Source organism: Streptomyces sp. NPDC059852, assembly GCF_042731455.1.
Lineage (GTDB): Bacteria > Actinomycetota > Actinomycetes > Streptomycetales > Streptomycetaceae > Streptomyces.
On the sequence record NZ_JBHWJK010000007.1, the window covers coordinates 26940 to 49099 of the forward strand.

General features: G+C 71.3%; 19 protein-coding genes. 11 read left to right on the forward strand and 8 right to left on the reverse strand.

The window, feature by feature from the left end:
* Positions 1–21: 21 nt before the first annotated feature.
* The 3 genes from ACFV46_RS11215 to ACFV46_RS11225 form a co-directional block, all read right to left on the reverse strand.
* Positions 22–1197, reverse strand: a complete 1176-nt coding sequence (locus ACFV46_RS11215) for a zinc-dependent alcohol dehydrogenase (protein WP_385497831.1) — start codon at positions 1195–1197, stop codon at positions 22–24.
* Positions 1194–2132 carry an SRPBCC family protein gene (locus tag ACFV46_RS11220; protein ID WP_361936861.1) on the reverse strand — a complete coding sequence of 313 codons (939 nt, stop codon included), beginning with the start codon at positions 2130–2132 and terminating at the stop codon, positions 1194–1196. Before ACFV46_RS11220 ends, ACFV46_RS11215 begins: the two co-directional genes overlap by 4 nt.
* Before the next feature lie 84 nt (positions 2133–2216).
* A complete protein-coding gene (locus tag ACFV46_RS11225) occupies positions 2217–3395 on the reverse strand; it encodes a glutathione-independent formaldehyde dehydrogenase (protein WP_385497832.1) in 1179 nt (392 codons plus the stop codon).
* Between the two features lie 493 nt (positions 3396–3888).
* Here ACFV46_RS11225 and ACFV46_RS11230 point away from each other — a divergent pair, with 493 nt between their 5' ends.
* Positions 3889–4956, forward strand: coding sequence for a LacI family DNA-binding transcriptional regulator (locus tag ACFV46_RS11230; RefSeq protein ID WP_385498034.1), 1068 nt, complete (start codon positions 3889–3891; stop codon positions 4954–4956).
* Positions 4957–5191: 235 nt separating this feature from the next.
* Complete coding sequence (locus ACFV46_RS11235) at positions 5192–6631, forward strand: MFS transporter (protein WP_385497833.1); 1440 nt, start codon at positions 5192–5194, stop codon at positions 6629–6631.
* Positions 6632–6657: 26 nt separating this feature from the next.
* On the opposite strand, the gene ACFV46_RS11240 is transcribed toward ACFV46_RS11235, so the two are convergent.
* The 3 genes from ACFV46_RS11240 to ACFV46_RS11250 all read right to left on the reverse strand — a co-directional run bounded on the left by ACFV46_RS11240 (position 6658) and on the right by ACFV46_RS11250 (position 9445).
* On the reverse strand, positions 6658–8502 hold the full coding sequence (locus tag ACFV46_RS11240; protein ID WP_385497834.1) for a glycoside hydrolase family 15 protein: 1845 nt from the start codon (positions 8500–8502) through the stop codon (positions 6658–6660).
* A 317-nt stretch (positions 8503–8819) separates the two neighbouring features.
* Positions 8820–9005 carry a DUF1737 domain-containing protein gene (locus ACFV46_RS11245; RefSeq protein WP_385497835.1) on the reverse strand — a complete coding sequence of 62 codons (186 nt, stop codon included), beginning with the start codon at positions 9003–9005 and terminating at the stop codon, positions 8820–8822.
* Between the two features lie 116 nt (positions 9006–9121).
* A complete protein-coding gene (locus ACFV46_RS11250) occupies positions 9122–9445 on the reverse strand; it encodes a hypothetical protein (protein ID WP_385497836.1) in 324 nt (107 codons plus the stop codon).
* Between the two features lie 661 nt (positions 9446–10106).
* On the opposite strand from ACFV46_RS11250, the gene ACFV46_RS11255 reads away from it, so the two are divergent.
* From ACFV46_RS11255 to ACFV46_RS11285, 7 genes are all read left to right on the forward strand, one after another.
* Positions 10107–10520 (forward strand): hypothetical protein, encoded by a 414-nt coding sequence (locus ACFV46_RS11255; RefSeq protein ID WP_385497837.1) that lies wholly within the window; start codon positions 10107–10109, stop codon positions 10518–10520.
* Between the two features lie 439 nt (positions 10521–10959).
* Positions 10960–12204 carry a sugar ABC transporter substrate-binding protein gene (locus tag ACFV46_RS11260; RefSeq protein ID WP_385497838.1) on the forward strand — a complete coding sequence of 415 codons (1245 nt, stop codon included), beginning with the start codon at positions 10960–10962 and terminating at the stop codon, positions 12202–12204.
* A gap of 16 nt (positions 12205–12220) precedes the next feature.
* Positions 12221–13192: a carbohydrate ABC transporter permease gene (locus tag ACFV46_RS11265; protein WP_385497839.1), complete on the forward strand. Its 972-nt coding sequence runs from the start codon at positions 12221–12223 to the stop codon at positions 13190–13192.
* Complete coding sequence (locus ACFV46_RS11270; protein WP_361937188.1) at positions 13189–14058, forward strand: carbohydrate ABC transporter permease; 870 nt, start codon at positions 13189–13191, stop codon at positions 14056–14058. The genes ACFV46_RS11265 and ACFV46_RS11270 overlap by 4 nt, the downstream gene beginning before the upstream one ends.
* A gap of 111 nt (positions 14059–14169) precedes the next feature.
* Positions 14170–15372, forward strand: a complete 1203-nt coding sequence (locus ACFV46_RS11275; RefSeq protein ID WP_385497840.1) for a glycoside hydrolase family 1 protein — start codon at positions 14170–14172, stop codon at positions 15370–15372.
* A gap of 148 nt (positions 15373–15520) precedes the next feature.
* A complete protein-coding gene (locus tag ACFV46_RS11280; RefSeq protein WP_385497842.1) occupies positions 15521–16930 on the forward strand; it encodes a glucoamylase family protein in 1410 nt (469 codons plus the stop codon).
* A gap of 56 nt (positions 16931–16986) precedes the next feature.
* Entirely contained in the window at positions 16987–17379 is a 393-nt protein-coding gene (locus tag ACFV46_RS11285; RefSeq protein ID WP_376729982.1) for a cupin domain-containing protein, read from the forward strand.
* 21 nt (positions 17380–17400) lie between these two features.
* Here the strand turns inward: ACFV46_RS11285 and ACFV46_RS11290 are convergent, their stop codons facing one another.
* Positions 17401–18453: a zinc-binding dehydrogenase gene (locus ACFV46_RS11290; protein WP_385497843.1), complete on the reverse strand. Its 1053-nt coding sequence runs from the start codon at positions 18451–18453 to the stop codon at positions 17401–17403.
* A 25-nt stretch (positions 18454–18478) separates the two neighbouring features.
* Positions 18479–19486, reverse strand: coding sequence for an NADP-dependent oxidoreductase (locus ACFV46_RS11295; protein WP_385497844.1), 1008 nt, complete (start codon positions 19484–19486; stop codon positions 18479–18481).
* Between the two features lie 247 nt (positions 19487–19733).
* On the opposite strand from ACFV46_RS11295, the gene ACFV46_RS11300 reads away from it, so the two are divergent.
* Both ACFV46_RS11300 and ACFV46_RS11305 read left to right on the forward strand, forming a co-directional pair.
* Positions 19734–21224: an MFS transporter gene (locus ACFV46_RS11300; RefSeq protein ID WP_385497845.1), complete on the forward strand. Its 1491-nt coding sequence runs from the start codon at positions 19734–19736 to the stop codon at positions 21222–21224.
* Positions 21221–21805, forward strand: a complete 585-nt coding sequence (locus tag ACFV46_RS11305) for a TetR family transcriptional regulator (protein ID WP_361937303.1) — start codon at positions 21221–21223, stop codon at positions 21803–21805. The genes ACFV46_RS11300 and ACFV46_RS11305 overlap by 4 nt, the downstream gene beginning before the upstream one ends.
* Positions 21806–22160 lie beyond the last annotated feature (355 nt).

The window sequence follows — 22160 nt, forward strand, 5'->3', positions numbered from 1 at the left end:
CGGGTGGCCTGTCGGCGTTCCTCAGGGTGTGAGGACGACCTTCTCGCAGTGGTCCTTCTTGTTCTTGAACAGGTCGTAGCCGGTCGGTCCCTCGGTCAGGGGCAGCCGATGGGTGATGATCCGGGTGGGGTCGATCTTGCCCTGCTCGATCATGCCCAGCAGCGGCCGCATGTATTTCTGCACGTGGCACTGTCCGGTCCGCAGGGTCAGTGACCTGTTCATCCAGGCACCCGCGGGGAACTTGTCGATCATTCCGCCGTAGACGCCGATGACCGAGACCACGCCGCCGCTCCGGCACGACATGATGGCCTGGCGCAGGGCGTGCGGCCGGTCGGTCTCGGAGCGGACCGCCTGCTTGGCGCGGTCGTAGAGGTGGACGTGGGAGGCGCCGTGCGTGGCCTCCAGGCCGACCGCGTCGATGCACTTGTCCGGGCCGCGTCCGCCGGTGAGGTCGAGCAGCGCGGACCGTACGTCCGTGTCCTCGAAGTCGATGGTGGTGTAGCCCTGGGCGGCGGCCATGTCGAGGCGGTAGGTCTCCTTGTCGATGGCGATGACCTTCTCCGCGCCCAGGACCCGGGCGCTGTCCATGGCGAACTGGCCGACCGGGCCGGCGCCCCAGACGGCGACGACGTCACCCTGCTGGATGTCGCACATGTCGGCGCCCATGTAGCCCGTCGGCAGGATGTCGGACAGGAAGAGCACCTGCTCGTCGGTCAGGTCCGACTCGATCTTGAGGGCGTTGGCGTCGGCGAGCACCACCCGCGCGTACTCGGCCTGACCGCCGGCGAAGCCGCCGGTGAGATGGGAGTACCCGTAGATGCCGCAGGTGGGATGACCGAACATCTTCTCCGAGATGCCGGCGTTGGGGTTGCTGTTCTCGCAGCACGAGTACAGCTCCGCGCGGCAGGACGCGCACGCGCCGCAGGCGATGGGGAAGGGCACCACGATCCGGTCGCCGACGCGGAGTGCGCCGTCGCCGATGCCGGGGCCCACCTCGACGACTTCACCCATGAACTCGTGGCCCAGGATGTCGCCCTTCTGCATGGTGGGCACGTAGCCGTCGACCAGATGGAGGTCGGAGCCGCAGATCGCCGTCGCGGTGATCTTCACGATGACGTCGCGGTCGTTCAGGATCGACGGGTCGGGAACGTCCTGCACCTCGACCGAGTTGCGTCCCGTCCAGCAGTTGGCCTTCATGCCAGGGCCTCCTTCAGTTCGTCCTCGGTCAGCGGCCGGGCGGGATGCTGCGGGAACTCGCCCCGGGCGCGCTTGCCGCCGGGCGCGCCCTCGGAGCGGACGACCTCACCGATCTCCGCGATCTGCTTGAAGCGGCGAAGGTCGTCGTCCAGTTGCTGGTGCGGCTCCTCGCCGAAGTAGCGGGCCGCCGCCTTGCCCAGCGGTCCCCCGGGCAGCTCGTAGCGCAGGGACACCCGTACTTCCGTGCCCTGGCCGCCCGGCGCCCGCACGAAACGGACTTCGCCCGAGTTGCCGATGTCGGCGTCCTCCACCGACCGCCACGCGATCAGTTGGCCCGGCACGTCCTGGGTGGTCTCGGCGTCCCATTCGACTGTCCTGCCGAACGGTGCGCGAGCCTTCCAGTGACTGGTGCGCGGGCCGGTCACCCGCACCTCGTCCAGGTGCACCATGAAGTCCGGCAGACGCTCCAGGTCCTTCCAGAGGGCGTACGCCTCGTCCGGGGACCGGGTGACGGTGGTGGTCGCGGTCAGTTCCATCGGGGTGCTCCCACGCGTGCGGGTCACGGCCGCGTAGACGTCCGTGGCGGTGATGGCGGTGACCGCCGCCGTCGCGGCGACGGTGCGTCCGAGGCCACGCCCGTTGTGGTTCTTCAGGGCCCGGGCGAGCATCGTCAGATCCATGAGGTCGCCGCCGACGCGCCCCCAGAGCCAGACGGGATGCGGCCGTCCCAGCAGCCCGGCGGCGGCCACCAGTTCACGCACGCCCACGGCGGTCGCGGCCGACCGGTGCCGGGGGGCGTCGCCCACGCCCAGGGCTCGTGCGAAGTCCGCCGGGGCGACGACTTGCGGCACGCCCAGGAAGGCACTGGCCCAGCCGAGGCCCTGTACGAGCGGATCGCGTCGCAGACGGGAGGTGCGGCGGGTGTCTGTGGTCATCGGTGCTCCTCATAACCGGAGAGGCGGACGGAACGGAAGGTGAGCCGCTTCAGGGGAGGACCCGCAGGGACAACCCCGGGGCTCTCACTGCTGCTTGTGGCCGTTGCTGTGGCCGTCGGGGTGCAGGACGACCTTGGTCCAGCCCTCGTCGCGGGCGTCGAAGTGCTCGTAGGCGGTGGGGGCCTCGTCCAGGCCGAGTTCGTGGGAGACGATGAAGCTCGGCTTGGCCTTGCCGCCGGCGATCAGGTCCCGCAGGGCGCGGTTGTACTTCTTCACCGGTGCCTGGCCCGTGCCCATGCGCTGGCCTTTGAACCACATCAGGCCGAAGTCGAGCGGGACCTTGCCCTGTGCCTCCAGCTCGCCCTGTGCCTCTTCGCCGCCGGGGTCCTGGGGCAGGAACACGCCCACCACGCCGATGTCGCCGGTGAACCTGACCGTGTCGATCAGGCTGTTGAGGGTGAGGCCGGCGTCCTCGTGTCCCTGGGGGTCGTGTGCCTGGTAGCCGACGCACTCGCAGCCGTTGTCGGCGCCCAGGCCGAGGGTGGCGTCCTTGACGACCTGCGACGGGTTCTGCTCGGCGGTGTTGATGGGGATGGCCCCGATCTCTTCCGCCTTGCGCAGTCGGTCGGGCTGGTGGTCGGCCACCCAGACGCGGCCGGCGCCCTTGAGGAGGGCGGAGTAGGCCGCCATCAGACCGACGGGACCGGCGCCGAAGACGATGGTCTGGTCGCCCGGCTTGACGTGGGCCATCTCGGTGGCGTGGTAGCCGGTGGGGAAGATGTCGGCGAGCATGACGTAGTCGGTCTGCCGCTCGGCGGCGTCCTCACCCAGGCGCAGCGCGTTGAAGTCGCCGTAGGGCACCCGCAGCAGCTCTGCCTGGCCGCCCTGGTAGGGGCCCATGTCGGCGAAGCCGTAGGCGGCTCCGGCGAGGGAGGGTTCGGGCTGCATGGTCAGGCAGTAGTTGGTCAGCCCCTGCTCGCACTGCTTGCAGAAGCCGCAGGCGATGTTGAAGGGCAGTACCACGTACTCGCCGACCTGGACCTTGCGCACGGCCGAGCCGACCTCCACGACCTGGCCCATGTTCTCGTGCCCCAGCGTGCGGCCGGACTCGAACGAGGTGCGGCCCTCGTACATGTGCAGGTCCGAGCCGCAGATGTTGGTGGCGGTGATCTTGACGATGATGTCGCAGGGGTGCTCGATCTTCGGGTCGGGTACGTCCTTCACCGCGACCGTGCGCGGTCCTTCGTATACGGCTGCCTTCATGATGCGGTCCTTGGATGTCGCTCATGGCGGTGAGGAAGGCGCCCGAAACCCGGCTCCGGCCATCCGAGGACGGGGCCCGTGTTCCCGGCACGCCTGCGCGCGGCGCTCCCCTGGATCGAAGAACGGCTGTCTCACCCGGTCCGCCGGCGAAGCCTCGACGCTCCGACGACGTGCCGTGCGGGTCCCCGCCAGCCCGCGACCGAAACGGTCACCTATCGTGCGAATCCACCGCATTGTCCGGTCGAGGGGTGGCCACCGGCAGGGGAGCCGGCGGCTCGGGCTCTCCGTGAGTCGTCCACCGTTCGACGTCGCACGCCTTGCCACAGGCGTCGTTCCGCCGCCGACATGCTCCGTAGAGGAGTCCACGGTTGCCTCGCACCCCGACCCGGCCCTAGGGTGAATGCGCTTTCATTCGTAGGTCGGCGCCTTGCGCGACCAGCAAGGACGGGGGAACGATCATGGAGGGCGCCGCATCGTGAACGCCGCACCCACGGTGTACGACGTCGCCGAGCGCTCCGGCGTGTCCATCGCGACCGTGTCCCGCGTCTACCGCAACCCCGACTCCGTACGCGCCGCCACCCGCGAGCGCGTCCTCGCCGCCGCCCGTGAGCTCGGCTACGTACCCAGCGGCAACGCGCGGGGTCTCGCCAGCCGCTCCACCGGAGTCCTCGGCCTCTGCTTCCCGGACTACGCGGACCCGGACACCGCGGACATCGAGGACGACGACGCCGCGATGCTCTACTCCGACCAGATCATCCGCGGCATGGAACGCGCCGCCCGCCGCCACGGCTATGCCCTGCTGATCGCCGCCTCGCTCGAAGGCGGCCCGGAGAGCCTCGTGGCCAAGGTCGCCGGCCGCGTCGACGGCTTCGCGGTGCTCGCGCGGACCGTGCCGACCGAGGAACTGGAGGTCATCTCCCGGCGCCGGCCCGTCGTCATGCTCGCCGGACCGCGCGCCGACCCCTCCCTCGACCACCTCGACCACGTGGAGGTGGCCAACGAGGACGGCCAGTACGAACTGACCCGGCACCTCCTCCACGACCATGGGCTGCGCCGCCTCGCCTACGTCGGCGTCGACGACACGTCGCCGGACGTCGAGGCCCGCTTCCGGGGCTTCCGACGGGCGTGCGGGGAGGCGGGGGCCGACACCGCGGCGGAACCCGCGCTGCGGATGCCGATGATGACGCAGGCGGAGGGCGCCCGCGCGGCGGACCTGCTGTGCGACACCGACGGCGAGCGGCCCGAGGCCTTCGTCTTCGCCAACGACCAGATGGCCGTGGGCGCCCTCCAGGCCCTGGAACGCCGGGGCGTACGAGTGCCGGACGACGTGGTCGTCACCGGGTTCGACGGCATCCCGCTCAGCCGGCTGGTCCGGCCCTCCCTCACCACGGTCCGTCAGCCGATGGTGCGCCTGGGCGAGCAGGCCGCCGAACTGCTGATCGGACGCCTGCGCGGCCAGAGCGGCGACGAGCCGGTGTCCCTCGTCCTGCCGGTCAGCGTCGCCCGCAGGGCGAGCTGCGGCTGCGCCGATACGGCCGCGGGGACGTTCGGCGCGGTCTGAGACCCGATGCGGCGTGCGGGCGGCCCCGTCCGCGGCAGCCTGATGGCCGCCTCACCTCCTCCCGGCCCGCCAGGCGATCTTCGGGAAACGGTGGTCTATTGAAGACGGCCACTGCCGTGCGTAGGGGTCGGCGGCGGGGCGGCCGTGGCGCCGGGTGGGTCGTCCACGGGCCGGGCCGGGCGACGAGGCCACGGTCTCCCGGGGCATCGGACGTGGCGGATGGGCAGGTGGCGGAATGTCCGGGACGGCGGCGGGGGCGCGACGAGACGGGGCGGGGGCGCGCCGGGTGCTCGCCCCGCTGGCGCTGACGCAGTTCATCTGCAGCTTCGCCGGCTCCAACATGAACGTGATGATCAACGACATCAGCGAGGACCTGGACACCACCGTGCAGGGTGTCCAGGTGGCCATCACGATCTTCCTGCTCGTGATGGCCGCGCTGATGATCCCGGGCGGGAAGCTGACCGACAAGTGGGGGCGCAAGCGCTGCCTGCTGGCAGGGCTCGTGGTTTACGGGGTCGGGGCGGTGCTCAGCGCGGCCGCGCCGGGACTGGGCGTCCTCATCCTCGGGAACTCGGTCCTGGAGGGTGTGGGTACGGCGCTGCTGATCCCGCCGGTCTACATCCTGACCACCCTCCTGTTCACCGACACGGCGTCACGGGCGCGGGCGTTCGGCGCCATCATGGCGATGGGCGGCATCGGGGCGGCCGCCGGACCGCTGATCGGCGGGCTGATCACGAGCGCGATCAGCTGGCGAGCGGCGTTCGTCTTCCAGGCGCTGGTGATCGTGCTGATCGTGGTGCTCAGTCGCGGCATCGACGACCCCCTGCCGTCCGATCCCGCCCGTCCCTTCGACACGGTCGGCGCCGTGCTGTCGGCGGCGGGCCTGGTGCTGCTGGTGACGGGCATCCTGGCCGTCGACGACAACGGCTGGCTGGCCCTCGCCCTGCTGCTGGCCGGCGCGGCGGTGCTGACCGCCTTCCTCGCCTGGGTGCGCGGCCGGGAGCGCGCCGGCCGGGAAGCACTGCTGTCGACGGCTCTGTTCCGCGACCGCACCTCCAACCTGGGTCTGCTCACGCAGAACACGCAGTGGCTGATGCTGATGGGGGTGTCGTTCACCGTCGCCGCCTACCTGCAGGTGGTACGCGGCTACGACGCGATCGAGACCGGTGTCATCTTCACCGCCGCGACCCTCGGCATCCTCGTCACCTCGCTGGCCGCCGAGAAGCTGGCCCGGGGCCACGCACAGCGCACCCTCATCATGGCGGGCTTCGTCGTGACCGTCGCGGGCATCGCCACACTGCTGACGCTCGTGGCCTGGCAACCCGCTGCCTGGGCGTTCGCCCCCGGCCTGCTGCTGATCGGCTCGGGCCTGGGTGTGATGCTCACCCCGTCGGTGAACGTGGTCCAGTCGTGCTTCCCGGAGTCGCGGCAAGGGGAGATCTCCGGCCTGTCGCGCAGTGTCTCCAACCTCGGCTCCTCCCTGGGCACGGCCGTGGCGGGCACGATCCTGGTGTCCGGGCTCAGCAAGGGCGCGTATGCGGCGTCCATGGCGGCGCTCGCCCTCGTCGGCCTGGGCGGGCTGACCGCAGCCGCCCTGCTGCCCCGCGCCGGCCGGCCCCCTGCCGCCGGAGGAGGCGCGGCGACTCCACCGGAAGCCCTCAGCAGTGACCCCTGACGTGTTCGCGCCGCCGGTTCGCCCGGTCAGTGCGGCCGGCCTCCCGCGCGGTCGAGTTCCTCGTCCAGGGCGAGGGCCGCGTCGATCAGGGCCAGGTGGGTGAAGGCTTGGGGGAAGTTCCCCAGTTGCTCGCCCGAGGGGCCGATCTCCTCGGCGAACAGGCCGACGTGGTTGGCGTAGGTGAGCATCTTGGAGAAGGCGTACCGGGCCTGGGTGAGGCGCCCGGCCCGGGCGAGCGCCTCGACGTACAGGAAGCTGCACAGGTTGAAGGTGCCCTCCGAGCCGCGCAGGCCGTCCGGGGACGCGGCGGGGTCGTACCGGTAGACGAGGCTGTCGCTGACGAGTTCGCCGTCCATGGCGTCGAGCGTGGTCAGCCAGTCGGGGTCGGTGGGCGTCAGGAAACCCACCTTGGGCATCAGCAGCAGGGAGGCGTCGAGCACGTCCGTGTCGTAGTGCTGGACGAACGCCTTTCGCTTCTCGTTCCAGCCACGGTCGATGATCTGCCGCAGGACGGCATCGCGTGCGGCCCGCCAACGGTCGATGTCGCCGGGGCGGGAGTGTCTGGTGGCCAGGTCGACGGCGCGGTCGAAGGAGACCCACGTCATCAGGCGGCTGTAGGTGAAGTTCTGACGGCCGCCGCGTGTCTCCCAGATGCCTTCGTCCGGCCGGTCCCAGTGGTCGGTGAGCCAGTCGATGACGCGGGCGAAGGCGTGCCAGCCGCGGACGGCGCCGATGTCGTCCGCCTCCGCCAGGGCGTAGGCGGCCTCGCCGTAGATGTCGAGCTGGATTTGGTCGGCCGCCGCGTTCCCGGCCCGCACCGGAGCGGAGCGCCGGTAGCCCTCCAAGTGGTCGAGCACCTCCTCCGTGAGGTGCGGTTCGCCGTCGACGCGGTACATGATCTGCAGCGGCTCCCCGGAGGCGGTGCCGCCGGCGTCCAGGCGCTCGCGCAGCCACCGGCGGAAGGCGTCGGCCTCGCTGACGAAACCGAGGTCGGTCAGGGCGCGCACCGACAGGGACGCGTCGCGCACCCAGGTGTAGCGGTAGTCCCAGTTGCGCTCCCCTCCGATCTGCTCGGGCAGGCCCATGGTGGCGGCGGCGATCGGGGCGCCGGTGGGCGCGTAGGTGAGGAGTTTGAGGGTGATCGCGGAGCGGGTGACCATCTCGTGCCAACGGCCGCGGTAGCGCGAGGCCCGCAGCCAGTCCAGCCAGAACGCGGTGCATGCCTCGAGCTCCGCACCGGCCATGTCGACGGAGGCGGGCGTGCCACCGGGGCGCCCGCTCAGCGCGCCCGGCTCGCCGGACTCGGCGGTCAGCAGCACGGCGGCGCGTTCACCGGCCCGCAGGGTGAAGCGCGCGGACACGTCCGTGCCGTCCGGATGCAGGGTGATCCGGTCCGTGGCCTGCAGATGCAGGTCCGTGCCCGGACCGCGAAACAGCACCGATCCGTCGTCGTGGCGGGCCAGTGAGTGCGGAGCCCGGCCGTAGTCGAAGCGGGGCCGGCAGATCAGCTCGAAGGGCATGCTTCCGCGCACCACGCGCACGATCCTGATCAGCCGGTGCCGGGCGGCGGGCGACGGGGTGGTGACAGGCGGCATGAAGTCGGCGACTTCGCCGACCCCGCTCGGCGCCATGAACCGCGTGATGAGGACGGCGGTGTCGGGCAGATAGAGCTGGCGCACGGTGACGTCGCCGAGATCGGCGGCCAGCCGGCAGAAGCCCCCGCGATCGCTGTCGAGCAGCGAGGCGAACACGCTGGGGGAGTCGAACCGGGGCGTGCACCACCAGTCGACGGTGCCGTCGGCGGCGATCAGCGCCGCGGTCTGCAGGTCGCCGACCAGACCGTGGTCCGCGATCGGGGGGTACTCGTGCACAGCGCCTCCTCGGCCTCAGCGGCAGTGAGAGCCACAGGCCCACCACCGCACCGGCGCGCTCTCGCGCCCACGCCCCGCCCGGTCCCCTCATCATGGCGACGCCGGGCGCCGCCAGCCACTTCTGGGGGCTGGGGGATGGGGCGTGGCCGGGACGCCGATCGTTCCCGGCCCCGGTGGCCGTGGCGTGTCCAGACGCCGGCGTCCGCCCAGTCGCACAGGCGGCCTCTTTGGCGAGCACCAGCTCGGTTGCCCGATCCAGCCGCGCGGCTCTCCTCGCGGTCACGACTCGGTCGTGACCACCGGTACCCGAGGGGTACCTACGATCGCGTCGGCCAGATGAGCGCCTGGGCGACGATGACCTTCTCACCGTTGCAGGTGACGGAGGGGCCTTCGTACAGTTCGTAGCCGAGACCGATCGCCTCGCTCACCCGGTGGCAGAACGTGGCGTCGTCCGGTCCGGTCAGGACTCGGTAGACGGGCAACCCGTCCGGTGGTGTGCTCATCGCCGAAGGATCTCAGGCAAGCCCCGGGCGCCCATCAGCACCCCCAGCTCGATCACTTCCAGAGTTCGACAGCGACTTGCAGGCGGGGTCCGGTGTCAGTTCGCCATATCGAGCCCTCAGCTCCAGTTGCCCTCCAGCGGAAGGTGGTCCCGGAAGTACTCCGACTCCAGCCACTCCTCCTTCACGAAGAGCGGACGGGTCAGGCGCGCTGTCCCGACTTGCTGCGATCGCAGAAGAACTCCGATATCGGTCAGGGCGAGCGAGTCATCAGGCGTGTAGAGCAGACAGTTCCCATGCTCCGCGGCGTGGTCCAGCAGGAACTGCTCACCCTGCTCCGGATCACTCCCCGCCAGCGGGAACCCGGACAGGAAGACCTGCGGACCGGTGACCGCGTCCAGCGCGACACAGGCGAGCTCGCCCGCGTCGTAGAAGGCCCTCACCCCATCAGGGAACCCCTCCTGCGCATACGGACCGCCAGCGCGTTCCTGCGGTCCAGGGACCAAAAGCGACTGGGCGACCGCAGCTGGAGACATCCCGAACCGCAACGGACCCACACCGGCTCCCGACCGCAGCTCCCAGCACTCCCGCCCCGCGTCCACGCCCATCCATCCACTCCTACGCTCCGCCGGTCCGGGGCGGACTGCTCCCCGTGACGCCGTTCCCCCCGCCTACTCAACCACGGCCGCAACCCGCTCAGGTCCGCCTTGCGGAGCGGTACGTCGTCCTCGAGCCGGTCCCTGGCGGACTCCAGCGTCGCGGAACTGGCGTAGGGGCCGCGACGAGCGCCTGTTCCGGCTGGCCGGCGTGGACGGCGAACTCCATGACCTCCGGAACCTGGCAGACGTACAGCCGCACCCCCTGGCTATGAATCAGGACCAGCCAGAACGGCGCCGGGTGCGGCGGCTGCGGAGTGTCCCAGTACTCCGATACGAGGCGGCCGTCGGCGAGCTGCGGGTTGGACGGGTCGTTGTGCGCGCGGCAGCGGAAGACGAGGAGGTGGGACCGAAGGGCTCGAGGTCCGAGGGGATGCTTGCTCCTCTTGCCTTCGACCGTCCGCTCAGCCTATGAATGGGCCGGTCGACGATGATCTCGGGAGCCGGTATGGACGAAGAGGAGTGTCTGCGCCGCTACGGGCTTCGTCCCGTCGGTGCGGACCTCGATGAGATCCGCGCACTCCTCACAGAGCACACGGCGCGTGAGCGACGCGCTCAGGGCGAGGGCGACACCCTTCTGATGAAGCTCTGCTGCGTCCAGCTGTTCCACAGCGGCGACCTCGACGACGTGCTCCTCATCTGGGACGCGAAGCAGGCCGGTTTCGACGCGGCCTGCTCGATCGACGTCGAGCTGCTGCTCGGGCACGGGCTCGACGCGACGAAGGCCCACCTTGCGGCTGACCGGACGCCCTCCGCCGCGGCGGCCCTGCATCGACTGCGCGAGCTCGAGGCGGCCGGTGCGTTCGAGGATTTCTCCGTGGAGGAGTTCTCCGCCGGCTACGACCGGTACTACGCCGACTGACGCTTCCGCAGCGCCGCCCCGGTCGCCCACCGGGTAGCGGGAGCAAAGAGCCATGTGGGCCCTTCAAGCCCTCGCGGGCTGCCTCCATCACCGGCGACGTCCGTCCACGTGGCCAGGCTTCCGCAGGCCAACCGCACGCCCGCCGCAGATGAACCCCACGCCCAGCACCGGCCCGCCGCCCGCCGCCGCGCCCACCCCCGCCAGCGGTATGGATCACACATCCTTTCCCTATGCAATGATCCGACCTACGTTGCTGGTGCGGGGCCGGCCGCGAGCACGCGAGGGCCGCCGGTGCCGCGCGGTCGGTCCAGCGGGTTTCGCGCTCGTTACCGGAGTGTGACCACAACCCCTCTTGTCAGGCCCCAAAGCGCTGCAACAGAGTGATGTATGCGCTTACAGACAGCGCATACATCCATCAGAGCTCAAGGAGGAGCCCTCCATGAACCGCGCCGCCGCCACCGGGTCGCTGGCCCTCGCCCTCGCGTCAGCGCTCACCCTCACCGCCTGTGGCGGCTCGGGTGGCGCGGGCGTGGCAGCCGACGCCGAGCAGACCCTCACCGTCTGGGCCATGGGCACGGAAGGCGAGAAGCTCGGCGATGTGGCCAAGGAGTACGAGAAGACGCACTCCCACATCACCGTCAAGGTCACGCCGATCGGCTGGGACGTCGCCCACCAGAAGCTCGTCGCCGCGGCCGCCGCCGGGAAGCTGCCGGACGTGGTGCAGATGGGCGGGACCTACCTGGGCGAGTTCGCCGACATGGGCGTCCTGGAGCCGGTCGACACCAAGACCTTCAAGGAGGCGGACTTCTTCCCCGCCGCCTGGCAGCAGGGCTCGTACGACGGAACCGCCTACGGCGTCCCGTGGTACGTGGACACCCGGGTGCTGTTCTACCGCACCGACCTCGCGAGGAAGGCCGGTATCGAGAAGGCCCCGGCCACGATGAACGAGCTGCGGAGCGCCGCGCAGGCGTACCAGGAGAAGGCCGGCACCAAGTGGGGCCTGTCCATCCAGCCCCGCGGCCTGGACACCGTGCAGAGCTTCTACCCGTTCCTGTACTCGGCCGGCGGCGCCGTCCTGGACGACGACGGCAAGCCGGTCGTCAACTCGCCCTCCGCCGTCAAGGCGCTGGAGAACTACGGCCAGTTCTTCCGTAAGGACCTCAGCGACAAGTCCGTCCAGCCCGGCTACGACGTGACGAAGGACTTCAACACCGGTGCCGTGCCGATGTTCCTCGGCGGCCCCTGGATGACCGGTCTCCTCGACGAGAACTACCCCGACCTCAAGGGCAAGTGGGCCATCGCGCCCGTCCCCGCCGACAAGGCGTCCGTGTCCATGGCCGGCGGCTCCAGCCTCGCCGTGTCCGCCGACAGCGGGCACAAGGCCGCGGCGACCGAGTTCATCTCCTTCCTCGCCGACGCCAAGGGCCAGGCCGACTGGTTCGCGCGCACCAACGACCTCCCCGCCCACAAGGGCGCCTGGAAGTCCGGCGACCTCGCCAAGGACGCGGACCTGCAGATCTGGCGCCGGCAGATGGACACCGCCAAGACCCCGCCGTCCGAGCCCCGGCTGACCGAGATCACCTCAAAGGTCGACGCCGCGATCGAGTCCGTCACCCAGGGCAAGTCCGGCGCCAAGGCCGCCCTGGACAAGGCCCAGTCCCAGATCGAAGGCCTCGTGAAGTAGGAGAGCAGCCCCCGCCATGTCCCTCACGACAGGACCGGCCGCCCCCCAGGCGGCCGTCGACAAGAGTCCCGGACCCGGCAGCACCCCCGCTCCCCGCGGGCGCCGGTCCCTGAGCAGGCACAACCTGACCGGGTGGCTGTTCTCCACACCCTTCCTGGTGCTGTTCGGGCTGTTCATGCTCTTCCCGATCGTCGCCACGCTCCTGATGAGCTTCACCGACTTCGGGGCCCGCCACGTCACCCGCCCGCGAGAGGCGGAGTTCGTCGGCCTGGACAACTACACCCGGCTGTTCCAGGACGACACGTTCCTCAAGGCCCTGTACAACACGGCCTACTTCGTCGTCGTCGGCGTACCGACGACCATCGTCCTCGGGCTGCTCGCGGCGATCCTGCTGAACAACGGCATCGACCGGGCCCGGACCTTCTTCCGGATCGGCTTCTACGCGCCCGTCGTCACGACGATCGTGGCCGTGGCCATCGTCTGGCGGTTCGTCCTCGACCCGTCCGACGGGCTGGTCGCCTCCCTGGCCACCGAACTCGGCGTGAGGGCACCCGACTTCCTCGGCTCCGAGACCTGGGCCATGCCGTCGCTCATCGCCATGGCGGTGTGGCGCAACCTCGGCACCGTGATGGTGCTGTGCATCGCCGGCCTCCAGGCGATCCCCACGGAGGTCCGCGAGGCGGCCCGGCTGGACGGCGCGGGGGCCTGGCAGGAACTGCGCCGCGTCACCGTCCCACTGCTGCGGCCCACCCTGCTCTACGCCACCGTCATCACCTCCATCGGCTACCTCAACGTGTTCGAGGAACCGTTCGTGATGACCCAGGGCGGCCCGTCCGACTCGACCCTGACGGTGTCGCTCGACATGTACCGCGAGGGCTTCAACTTCTTCCACATGGGCTATGCCAGCGCCATGGCGTACGTCCTGTTCGTCGTGATCATGGGCATCACGGTGCTCCAGCTCCGTCTGCTGAAGGACAACACCCGATGACCGCCGAGACAGCCGTCAAGGCACCCCGCCCGCACCGCGCCGGACGCGCGCGCAAGCCGCTGCTGTACGCCGTCGCCTCGCTGGGACTGCTGGTGATGGCCGCCCCGTTCCTGTGGATGGCGCTGTCCGCGTTCAAGACCCGGCAGGACCTCACGGCGAGCCCGCCCGTGTGGATCCCCAGCCACTGGACGCTGGACAACTTCACCGCCCTGCTCGACCAGCTCGACATGCCGCGGTACTTCCTGAACTCGCTGATCGTGGCGGTGCTGGTGACCGTGAGCAACCTGGTGTTCTGCTCGATGCTCGGCTACGCGCTGGCCAAGCTCGACTTCACCGGCCGCTCCAAGGTCTTCGGCCTGGTCCTGGCCGCCCTCATGGTTCCCGGCAACCTCATGATCCTGCCGCTGTACGTCCTGATGAACGGCATGGGCCTGATCGACAGCTACGCGGGCCTGGTGCTGCCGTTCGCGGCCGGCGCGTTCGGGGTGTTCCTCATGCGGCAGTTCATGCTCCAGGTCCCCGACGAACTGCTCGAGGCGGCCCGGCTCGACGGCGCGGGGGAGTGGTACATCTTCTGGCGGATCGTGATGCCGCTGGTCAAGCCGGCCCTCGCCACGCTGACGATCTTCACGTTCCTCGGCTCCTGGAACAACTTCATCTGGCCCCTGATCGCCACCAACGACCCCGACAAGTACACGCTGCCGGTGGCGCTGGCGACGTTCGCCAACGATCCCAACCGGACCGTCGCCGGCGGCAACGGCATGCTGATGGCCGGCTCGCTGCTCGTGGTCCTTCCGGTCCTGTTCGTCTTCGCGGTCCTGCAACGGCACTTCACCCAGGGCGTGGCCACGGCCGGCCTCAAGTAGGCCCCGCCACCTCACCCGACCTCCTCCCGGCGCCGCCCCGCACGCCACCGGGCCGGGCCGTCATGCCCGGACGACCCCCACACCCCACCCACGGAAAGACAGCCACACACGATGACGCACCGCACCACCCCCTTCCCCGACGGCTTCCTGTGGGGGGCCTCCACCGCCGGCCACCAGATCGAGGGGAACAACGTCAACAGCGACTGGTGGCGCAAGGAGCACGACCCCGCCGCCGGCATCGAGGAGCCCAGCCTCGACGCCTGCGACAGCTACCACCGCTGGGACGAGGACATGGACCTCCTCGCCGGACTCGGCTTCACCGACTACCGCTTCGGCGTCGAGTGGTCCCGTATCGAGCCGGTCCCCGGCATCTTCTCCCGGGCCGAGATCGCCCACTACCGCCGGATGGTCGAGGGCGCGATCGCCCGGGGCCTGCGCCCCATGGTGACCCTGCACCACTTCACCGTCCCGCAGTGGTTCGAGGACCGCGGCGGCTGGACGGCGGACGGCGCCGCCGACCTGTTCGCCCGCTACGTCGAGCACTGCGCGCCGATCATCGCCGACGGGGTGCCGTACGTCTGCACGATCAACGAGCCCAACATGATCGCCGTGATGGCCGGTGCGAAGAAGGCCGGTGACCAGGGCTTCCCGCCCGCCGGGCTGCCCACGCCCGACGAGGAGACCACGCACGCGATCATCGCCGCGCACCACGCGGCCGTGAAGACGCTGCGCGACCGGCACCCCGGCATCGAGGTCGGCTGGACCATCGCGAACCAGGTGTACCAGGCCCTCCCCGGCGCCGAGCAGGTCACCGCGGACTACCGTCACCCGCGCGAGGACGTCTTCATCGAGGCGGCCCGCGGCGACGACTGGATCGGCGTCCAGTCCTACACCCGCACCAGGATCGGCGCCGACGGCCCGATCCCCGCGCCCGAGGACGCCGAACGCACCCTCACACAGTGGGAGTACTACCCGACCGCCGTCGGCCACGCCCTGCGGCACACCGCCGCCGTCCTCGGCGACGACACACCGCTGATCGTCACCGAGAACGGCATCGCCACCGCCGACGACAGCCGACGGGTCGACTACTACACCGGCGCCCTCGACGCGGTCGCCGCCTGCCTCGACGACGGCCTCAACGTCCGCGGCTACCTGGCGTGGAGCGCCCTCGACAACTACGAGTGGGGGTCCTACCGGCCGACCTTCGGGCTCATCGCCGTGGACCCCGTCACCTTCGCGCGCACGGCCAAGCCGTCGGCCGTCTGGCTGGGCGGCCTCGGCCGCGAGCGCACGCTGCCCCGCATCGGCGGCTGAAGCGCCGTCCGGCCGTGGGACGCATGTCCGCCCACGGCCGCCCCCGAACAGGCGCGGGCCGGCCGGCCCTGACACCGGCCGGCCCCGCCTCAGCTCCGCACCCCCCGGCACCGCACCGTCCGTCCCCTCACCCCAGGGAGCCAGACCGATGAACCGCCGCCGCTTCATCACCTCCGCCGCCGGCACCGCCGCGGCCCTCACCTGCGCCGCCCCGCTCACCGCCCACGCCGCGCCCGCCGCCCCGGACCAGCGACGGCTGAAGCAGTGGTTCGCCGCGACCTACCGCTCGATGGAGGCCATGACGACCGAACTCGGCCTGGCCACCGACAAGATCGACGTCAGCGGAACCGGCGCCCCCGTCCCCTCCGCGCAGACCTCGCCGACCAACATCGGCTGCGGACTGTGGTCCACGGTCGCCGCCGCCGGACTCGGCCTCATCTCCGAGTCGACCATGCACCGCCGTCTGGACCGCGCCCTGAGCGCCGTCGAACGCCTGGAACGCGCCCACGGGTTCTGGTTCAACTGGTACGACGCCCACGACGGCTCCCTGCTGACCGCCTGGCCCGAGACCGGCGACCCGGTCCGGCCCTTCCTGTCCACGGTCGACAACGCGTGGCTGGTCACCGGACTGCGCATCGCCGCCCACGCCGACCCCGCCCTGCGCACCCGCGTCGGCGCTCTCCTCGCCGACGCGGACTGGTCGTACTACTACACCCCGTACGACCCGGCGGACCCCGTCGCCGGACCGGGCCAGCTGCGCGGCGGCTACTGGCCGGACAAGCCCGGCAGGGGCGAGCCCACCGGCCACCACTACGGGGCGCTCAACACCGAGCCCCGCATGGCCAGTTACCTGGGCATCGCGGACGGCTCGCTGCCGTCCGACCACTACTGGCACCTGTTCCGCACCCTGCTCCCCGGCGCGGGCCAGGAGCAGGAGCCGAGCGGTGCGTACACCGACATCGACGGCGTGCGGGTGTGGGAGGGGCACTACACCTACCGAGGGCTGGACGTCGTCCCCACCTGGGGCGGCTCGATGTTCGAGGCGCTGATGGTCCCCCTCTTCGTGCCCGAGTCCGCGTGGTCGCCGCGCTCCTGGGGCCTGACGCACCAGCGGTACGTCCGCGCCCAGATCGAGCACGGCCTGGCGGAACAGGGCTACGGCTACTGGGGCTTCTCCCCGGCCTCCGTCCCCGAGGGCGGCTACCGCGAGTACGGCGTCGACGCGATCGGCATGCAGGAGGACGGCTACCACTCGCTCGGCGTCGTCACCCCGCACGCCGCCTTCCTCGCTCTCGAACAGGCGCCCACCCAGGCCGTCGCCAACCTCGAGGGCCTGGACCGCGCGTTCGGCGCCTACGACGACCGCTACGGTTTCCGCGACTCGGTCGACGTCACCACCGGACGGGTCAGCGACTTCGTCCTCGCGCTCGACCAGGGCATGATCATCGCCGCGCTGGCCCAGCGGCTGCGCCCGGGTCTGCTCCAGGCCCCGTTCCGCACGGGCGGGTTCGCGAGCCGGGTGCGGCCCCTGCTGCGCAAGGAGCGGTTCTCGATCTGAGCGGTCCCGCCGCTTCCGTATGATCGCCCGCAGCACCTGATCGGAAGGAACGGCTCGTGGGCGACCCTGGTGGAGCGACCGGCCCGGAGGAGGAGCCGCTCGCGCGGCTCCTCTGCGACGTCACGGCCCTCACCGACGCGCCCGCGTCGGCCGGGGTCCTGTGGAAACTCACCGAGCCGGGGCGGCAGCTGGACGCCAACGTCGTCCATCTGCCGCCGGGCCGCCGGGTCGACACCCACGTCGAACCCGACCTCGACGTCCTGCTCCTCGTCGTCACCGGCGACGGAACCGTCACCGGACCGGGCGGCGACGAACCCCTGACCGCCGGCGCCCTGCTGTGGCTGCCCCGCGGCAGCCGCCGCGCCCTGGCCGCGGGGGAGCGGGGCCTGTCGTACGTGACGGTCCACCGCCGCCGCCCCGGCATGACCATCCGCTCCCGCGCGACCTGATCAGGCGATCCCCGTCGCCGGTCAGGCCGTGGGGTCCAGGAGGATCTTGCGGACCCCGTCCGACCGGTCGGCGAACAGGGCGTAGGCCGCCGGGCCCTCCGAGAGGGGGAAGCGGTGGGAGACCACGGCCTCGGGGGTGAGGCCGCCGCTCCGGGTCATGGCGATGAGGGGCGGCAGTTCGTAGTGGATCGAGCAGAGCCCGATGTGGAACTCGAGTTCCTTGATCTGCGCCAGCCCCATGTGGAACGGGAACGCCTTGCTGTGGCTGACCCCGATGACGCTGACCCGGCCCGCCGGCCGTACCGCCTTGAGGGCCAGTTCGATGGTGGCGTCCGAGCCCACGGCCTCCACCACCGCGTCCGGTCCCCGGCCGCCGGTCAGCTCGCGGACGGCGGCCTTGGGGTCGTCGCCCTCCACCGGCTCGACGCCGAAGGAGGCGGCGAAGGCGCGGCGCTCCGGCACCAGGTCCGCGCCGAGCACCCGCGCCGCCCCCATCGCGAAGGCGGACTGCGCGGCCATCAGCCCGACCGGGCCCAGACCCACGACCAGAACGGTCTCACCGGGCTGGATACGGGCACGACGGCACCCGTACCAGGCGGTGGGGGCGTTGTCCGTGAGCACGACGGCCGCCTCGTCGGAGATGCCCTCGGGCAGGCGCACCAGGTTGATGTCGGCGTGCGGGACCCGCAGGAACCGGGCCTGGCTGCCGGGGAGCCGGGGGCTCACGCCGTAGCAGAGGTCCAGGCTCGACTTCGCGGTTTCGCAGCGGGCGGTGAACCCGGCGGCGCATGTACGGCACCGGGTGCAGCCGGCCGAGGCGGGCACCAGCACCCGGTCGCCCGGCCGGAAGCCGGCGACCTCGCCCCCGGTGTCGGCCACCACGCCGACGCACTCGTGTCCCGGTGTGTAGCCGAGGTCGGGACCGAACGGCTGCCCGGAGTAGATGTGCAGGTCGCTGCCGCAGATACCGGCCGTGGTCACCTCGACGACCGCGTCGGTGGGGGAGGTGACGGCCGGGTCCGGGACATCGCCGTAGCGGATGTCGTGCCGGCCGTGGAAACTCAGCGCCTTCATCGCGTTCCCCTTCCCGCCCGGCCGCTCAGTCCGCGATCTTCAGGACGAGCTTGCCGCGGTTCTCACCGCGGAACAGGCGCATCAGGGTGTCGGGGAAGGCCGCCACACCCCCGGTGGCCACGTCCTCCAGCGACGTGAGCCGCCCCTCGGTCCGCCACTGCGCCAACCGCGCGACGCCCTCGGCGTACCGGTCGGCGTAGTCGAAGACCACCATCCCCGTCATCGTGGCCCGGTTGACCAGCAACGAGAGGTAGTTGGCCGGGCCCTTCGGCTCGGTGCTGTTGTACTGGGAGACGGCCCCGCAGACGATGACCCGGGCGCCGCGCGCCAGCCGGGGCAGGACGGCGTCCAGGACGTCGCCGCCGACGTTGTCGAAGTAGACGTCGACACCGTCCGGCGCGTGCGTGCGCAGCGCCTTGCGGATGTCCTCGCCTCGGTAGTCGATCGCGGCGTCGAAGCCGAACTCGTCCACCACCAGCCGGCACTTCTCCTCGCCGCCCGCGATGCCGACGACCCGGCAGCCCAGCGCCTTGGCGACCTGACCGGCGACGCTGCCGACCGCTCCCGCCGCACCGGAGACGACCACCGTCTGACCGGGCTCGGGGCGCCCGATGTCCACCAGGCCGAAGTAGGCGGTCAGGCCCGACATGCCGAGGGCGCCGAGGTACGTCGGCAGCGGCGCCGCCTCCGGGTCGACCGTCGTCACCCCGCGCCCGTCCGACACGCAGTACTCCTGCACGCCGAACGAGCCCGACACATGGTCGCCCACGGCGAAGCCGGGGTGGCGGGAGGCGATCACGCGGCCGATCGCGCCCGCGCGCATGACCTCGCCGATCTCCACCGGGCGGATGTAGGACCGGCCCGCGTTCATCCAGCCGCGCATCGCCGGGTCGATCGACAGGTAGAGCACCTGGACCAGGAACTCCCCGTCGCCGGGCTCGCCGACCGGCTCCCGCGTGTGCTCCCAGTCGGTGGGCCGGGGCTCGCCCACGGGACGCGCGGCCAGACGTACCTGGTGATTGGTTCCGGACATGAGCGGCGGCTCCCTGGAGGGTCGGCGAAGCGGTTCCACCGGGGGACGGCGGCCCTCTCGCCGGGACCTACCGTCCAGTCGGTATGGCCGGTGAGCGTACGGGCGCCGGAGGCCCGGAGCAAGGGGGCGCCCGGCGGGAAGCGGGTCACGGACATCTCCGGCCTTGGTGAATGGCCATTCACCCGGTAAGGTGAATGGCCATTCACCTGCCGCCTCACCAGGCGCTCCCCGCTGGAGTGACGTGCCGATGGACCAGCCCGCCGCGATAACCGAGCCGCTCCACGGGAGCGGCCTCAAGAACCGGCTCACCGTGCCGGTGCTCGCCTACGGCGGCATCCTCATGGCCCTCATGCAGACGGTGGTCGTCCCCCTGCTGCCCGACCTGCCCGCCCTGACCGGCGCCTCGCCCGGCGCGGTCTCCTGGATGGTCACGGCCACCCTGCTGTCCGGTGCCGTCCTCACCCCCGTGCTCGGCCGGGCCGGCGACATGTACGGCAAGCGGCGGGTCCTCATGGCGGCCCTCACCCTGATGACGCTCGGCTCGGTGCTGTGCGCCCTGTCCTCCGACATCGGTGTCCTGATCGCCGCCCGCACCCTGTCCGGCGCGGCCGCCGCGGTCGTCCCGCTCTCCATCAGCATCCTGCGCGACGAACTGCCGCCCGAGCGCCGCGGATCGGCCGTCGCGCTCATGAGCTCCACCGTGGGCATCGGCGCCGCCCTCGGGCTGCCGCTGGCGGCGCTGATCGTGCAGTACGCGAACTGGCACACCATGTTCTGGGTGACCAGCGCCCTCGGCGCCGCCGGTGTCACGCTGGTCCGGTGGGCGGTGCGGGAGTCGCCGGTCCGGCAGCCGGGCCGCTTCGACGTCGCGGGCGCGCTGGGCCTCGCCGTCGGCCTGGTGTGCCTGCTCCTCGGCGTCTCGCAGGGCGGGCAGTGGGGCTGGGGGAGCGGACGGGTCGCCGGCCTGTTCGCCGGGGCCGTCGTCGTCCTCGGCCTGTGGTGCGCGCAGCAACTGCGCTCCCGGGAACCGCTCGTCGACCTGCGGCTGGTGGCCCGGCCGAGGGTCGGCCTGTCGCATGTGGCGGCGCTGCTCGCCGGGTTCGCGTTCTACGCCAACACCCTGGTGACGGCCCAGCTGGTGCAGGCTCCCGAGGCCACCGGGTACGGACTGGGGCTGTCCATCGTCGCCACCGGCCTGTGCCTGCTGCCCGGCGGCATCGTCATGCTGCTGCTGTCACCCGTCTCCGCCCGGATCTCCGCCGCGCGCGGCCCCCGGGTCACGCTCGCCCTCGGCGCCCTGGTCATCGCGGCCGGGTACGTCGTCCGCATCGCCGACAGCCGCGACCTGTGGATGATCATCACCGGGGCCACCGTGGTCGCCGTCGGCACCACCCTCGCGTACTCGGCGCTGCCCACGCTCATCCTGCGGGCCGTCCCCGCCGAGCAGACGGCCTCCGCCAACGGCGTCAACGTGCTGATGCGCACGGTCGGCCAGGCCGGTTCGAGCGCGGCCGTGGCGGCGATCCTCGTGCACCACACCCGTCCCGTCGCGGGCGTGCCGGTGCCGACCCTGCACGGGTACCAGCTGGCGTTCGTGATGGCGGGCGTCGTCGCCGTGGTGGCCGCCGTCGCCGCCTGGTGCATCCCGGCCGAACCGTCCGGCGGCGCCGACGGCGTCCGGCCCGCGGCCGAGGGCGGCACCCGGGGCGCGCGGGACGAGGCGCTGGAGGGAGCATGAGTGCCGTGAGCACTCCACCCGTCACGCCCACACCGGCCCGCAGGGACGCCGCCTCGACCAAGGCGGCCATCCTCCGGGCCGCCCGGTATCTGCTGGCCCGGCACGCGCACGCCGACATCACCCTCAAGGCCGTCGCCGACCGCGCCGGCGTCAGCCCGCCGCTGATCCTCAAGTACTTCGGCAACAAGGACAGCCTGTTCGCCCAGGTCATGTCCTTCGAGGCCGACGCCGAGGCGCTGCTGGCCGCGCCGCTGGAACGCCTCGGCGCCCATATGGTCCGGCATGTGCTGGTCAGCCAGTCCGAGCAGGGCGCCGACCCGCTCCTGCGGATCGTCTTCGCGCCGCTGCACGGCGAGCAGGGCGACATCCTGCGCGCCAACTTCCGCCGCCAGGTCACCGAACGCATCACCGCGCGCCTCGACGGCCCCGACGCCGGTCTGCGGGCCGAACTGACCGTCGCCACCCTCCTGGGCCTCGGCGTGATGTACGGCATCGCCCGCGGCACCGAAGTGCGCGCGACCGCGGTCGACGAGCTGGTCGACCGGTACGCACCGGCCGTGCAGGCGCACCTCACGCCCTGAAAGCGACTGCGGCCCTCACCACAGCTTCGCGCAAAAAGTTGCGCGTCTTTGCGTTCACTTGCGCTCCCGGTGCGTAAGTGAATGACATGCGGCTCGGTGCTCCCCGGGAAGGGTGATGCGCGCGAACGACTGCCGTGGGGACGCGTGTTGAGGGTCGCCCCCTCCTGGGTTGCCGTGTCTCTGTGCCTCGCGCGCCCCGCGCTGAGCGGTTCTGGTGAAATTTGTGCTGTCGCGACTGTAGACCGGGTCACATTGCTCTGCAATATTTCGATGAATCAATGCAAAATCCTGCCCCTACCGGGCCGGTCCTCCCCGAACGAGCCGCCCTCGCCGCCCCCGGCGTGCGAGCCTCCCC

Coding starts and splice junctions, on each gene's coding strand:
- ACFV46_RS11215 (WP_385497831.1), bottom strand. CDS start 1,197: ATGAAGGCCAACTGCTGGACGGGACGCAACTCGGTCGAGGTGCAGGAC.
- ACFV46_RS11220 (WP_361936861.1), bottom strand. CDS start 2,132: ATGACCACAGACACCCGCCGCACCTCCCGTCTGCGACGCGATCCGCTC.
- ACFV46_RS11225 (WP_385497832.1), bottom strand. CDS start 3,395: ATGAAGGCAGCCGTATACGAAGGACCGCGCACGGTCGCGGTGAAGGAC.
- ACFV46_RS11235 (WP_385497833.1), top strand. CDS start 5,192: ATGTCCGGGACGGCGGCGGGGGCGCGACGAGACGGGGCGGGGGCGCGC.
- ACFV46_RS11245 (WP_385497835.1), bottom strand. CDS start 9,005: ATGAGCACACCACCGGACGGGTTGCCCGTCTACCGAGTCCTGACCGGA.
- ACFV46_RS11255 (WP_385497837.1), top strand. CDS start 10,107: ATGGACGAAGAGGAGTGTCTGCGCCGCTACGGGCTTCGTCCCGTCGGT.
- ACFV46_RS11260 (WP_385497838.1), top strand. CDS start 10,960: ATGAACCGCGCCGCCGCCACCGGGTCGCTGGCCCTCGCCCTCGCGTCA.
- ACFV46_RS11265 (WP_385497839.1), top strand. CDS start 12,221: ATGTCCCTCACGACAGGACCGGCCGCCCCCCAGGCGGCCGTCGACAAG.
- ACFV46_RS11270 (WP_361937188.1), top strand. CDS start 13,189: ATGACCGCCGAGACAGCCGTCAAGGCACCCCGCCCGCACCGCGCCGGA.
- ACFV46_RS11275 (WP_385497840.1), top strand. CDS start 14,170: ATGACGCACCGCACCACCCCCTTCCCCGACGGCTTCCTGTGGGGGGCC.
- ACFV46_RS11280 (WP_385497842.1), top strand. CDS start 15,521: ATGAACCGCCGCCGCTTCATCACCTCCGCCGCCGGCACCGCCGCGGCC.
- ACFV46_RS11290 (WP_385497843.1), bottom strand. CDS start 18,453: ATGAAGGCGCTGAGTTTCCACGGCCGGCACGACATCCGCTACGGCGAT.
- ACFV46_RS11295 (WP_385497844.1), bottom strand. CDS start 19,486: ATGTCCGGAACCAATCACCAGGTACGTCTGGCCGCGCGTCCCGTGGGC.
- ACFV46_RS11300 (WP_385497845.1), top strand. CDS start 19,734: ATGGACCAGCCCGCCGCGATAACCGAGCCGCTCCACGGGAGCGGCCTC.
- ACFV46_RS11305 (WP_361937303.1), top strand. CDS start 21,221: ATGAGTGCCGTGAGCACTCCACCCGTCACGCCCACACCGGCCCGCAGG.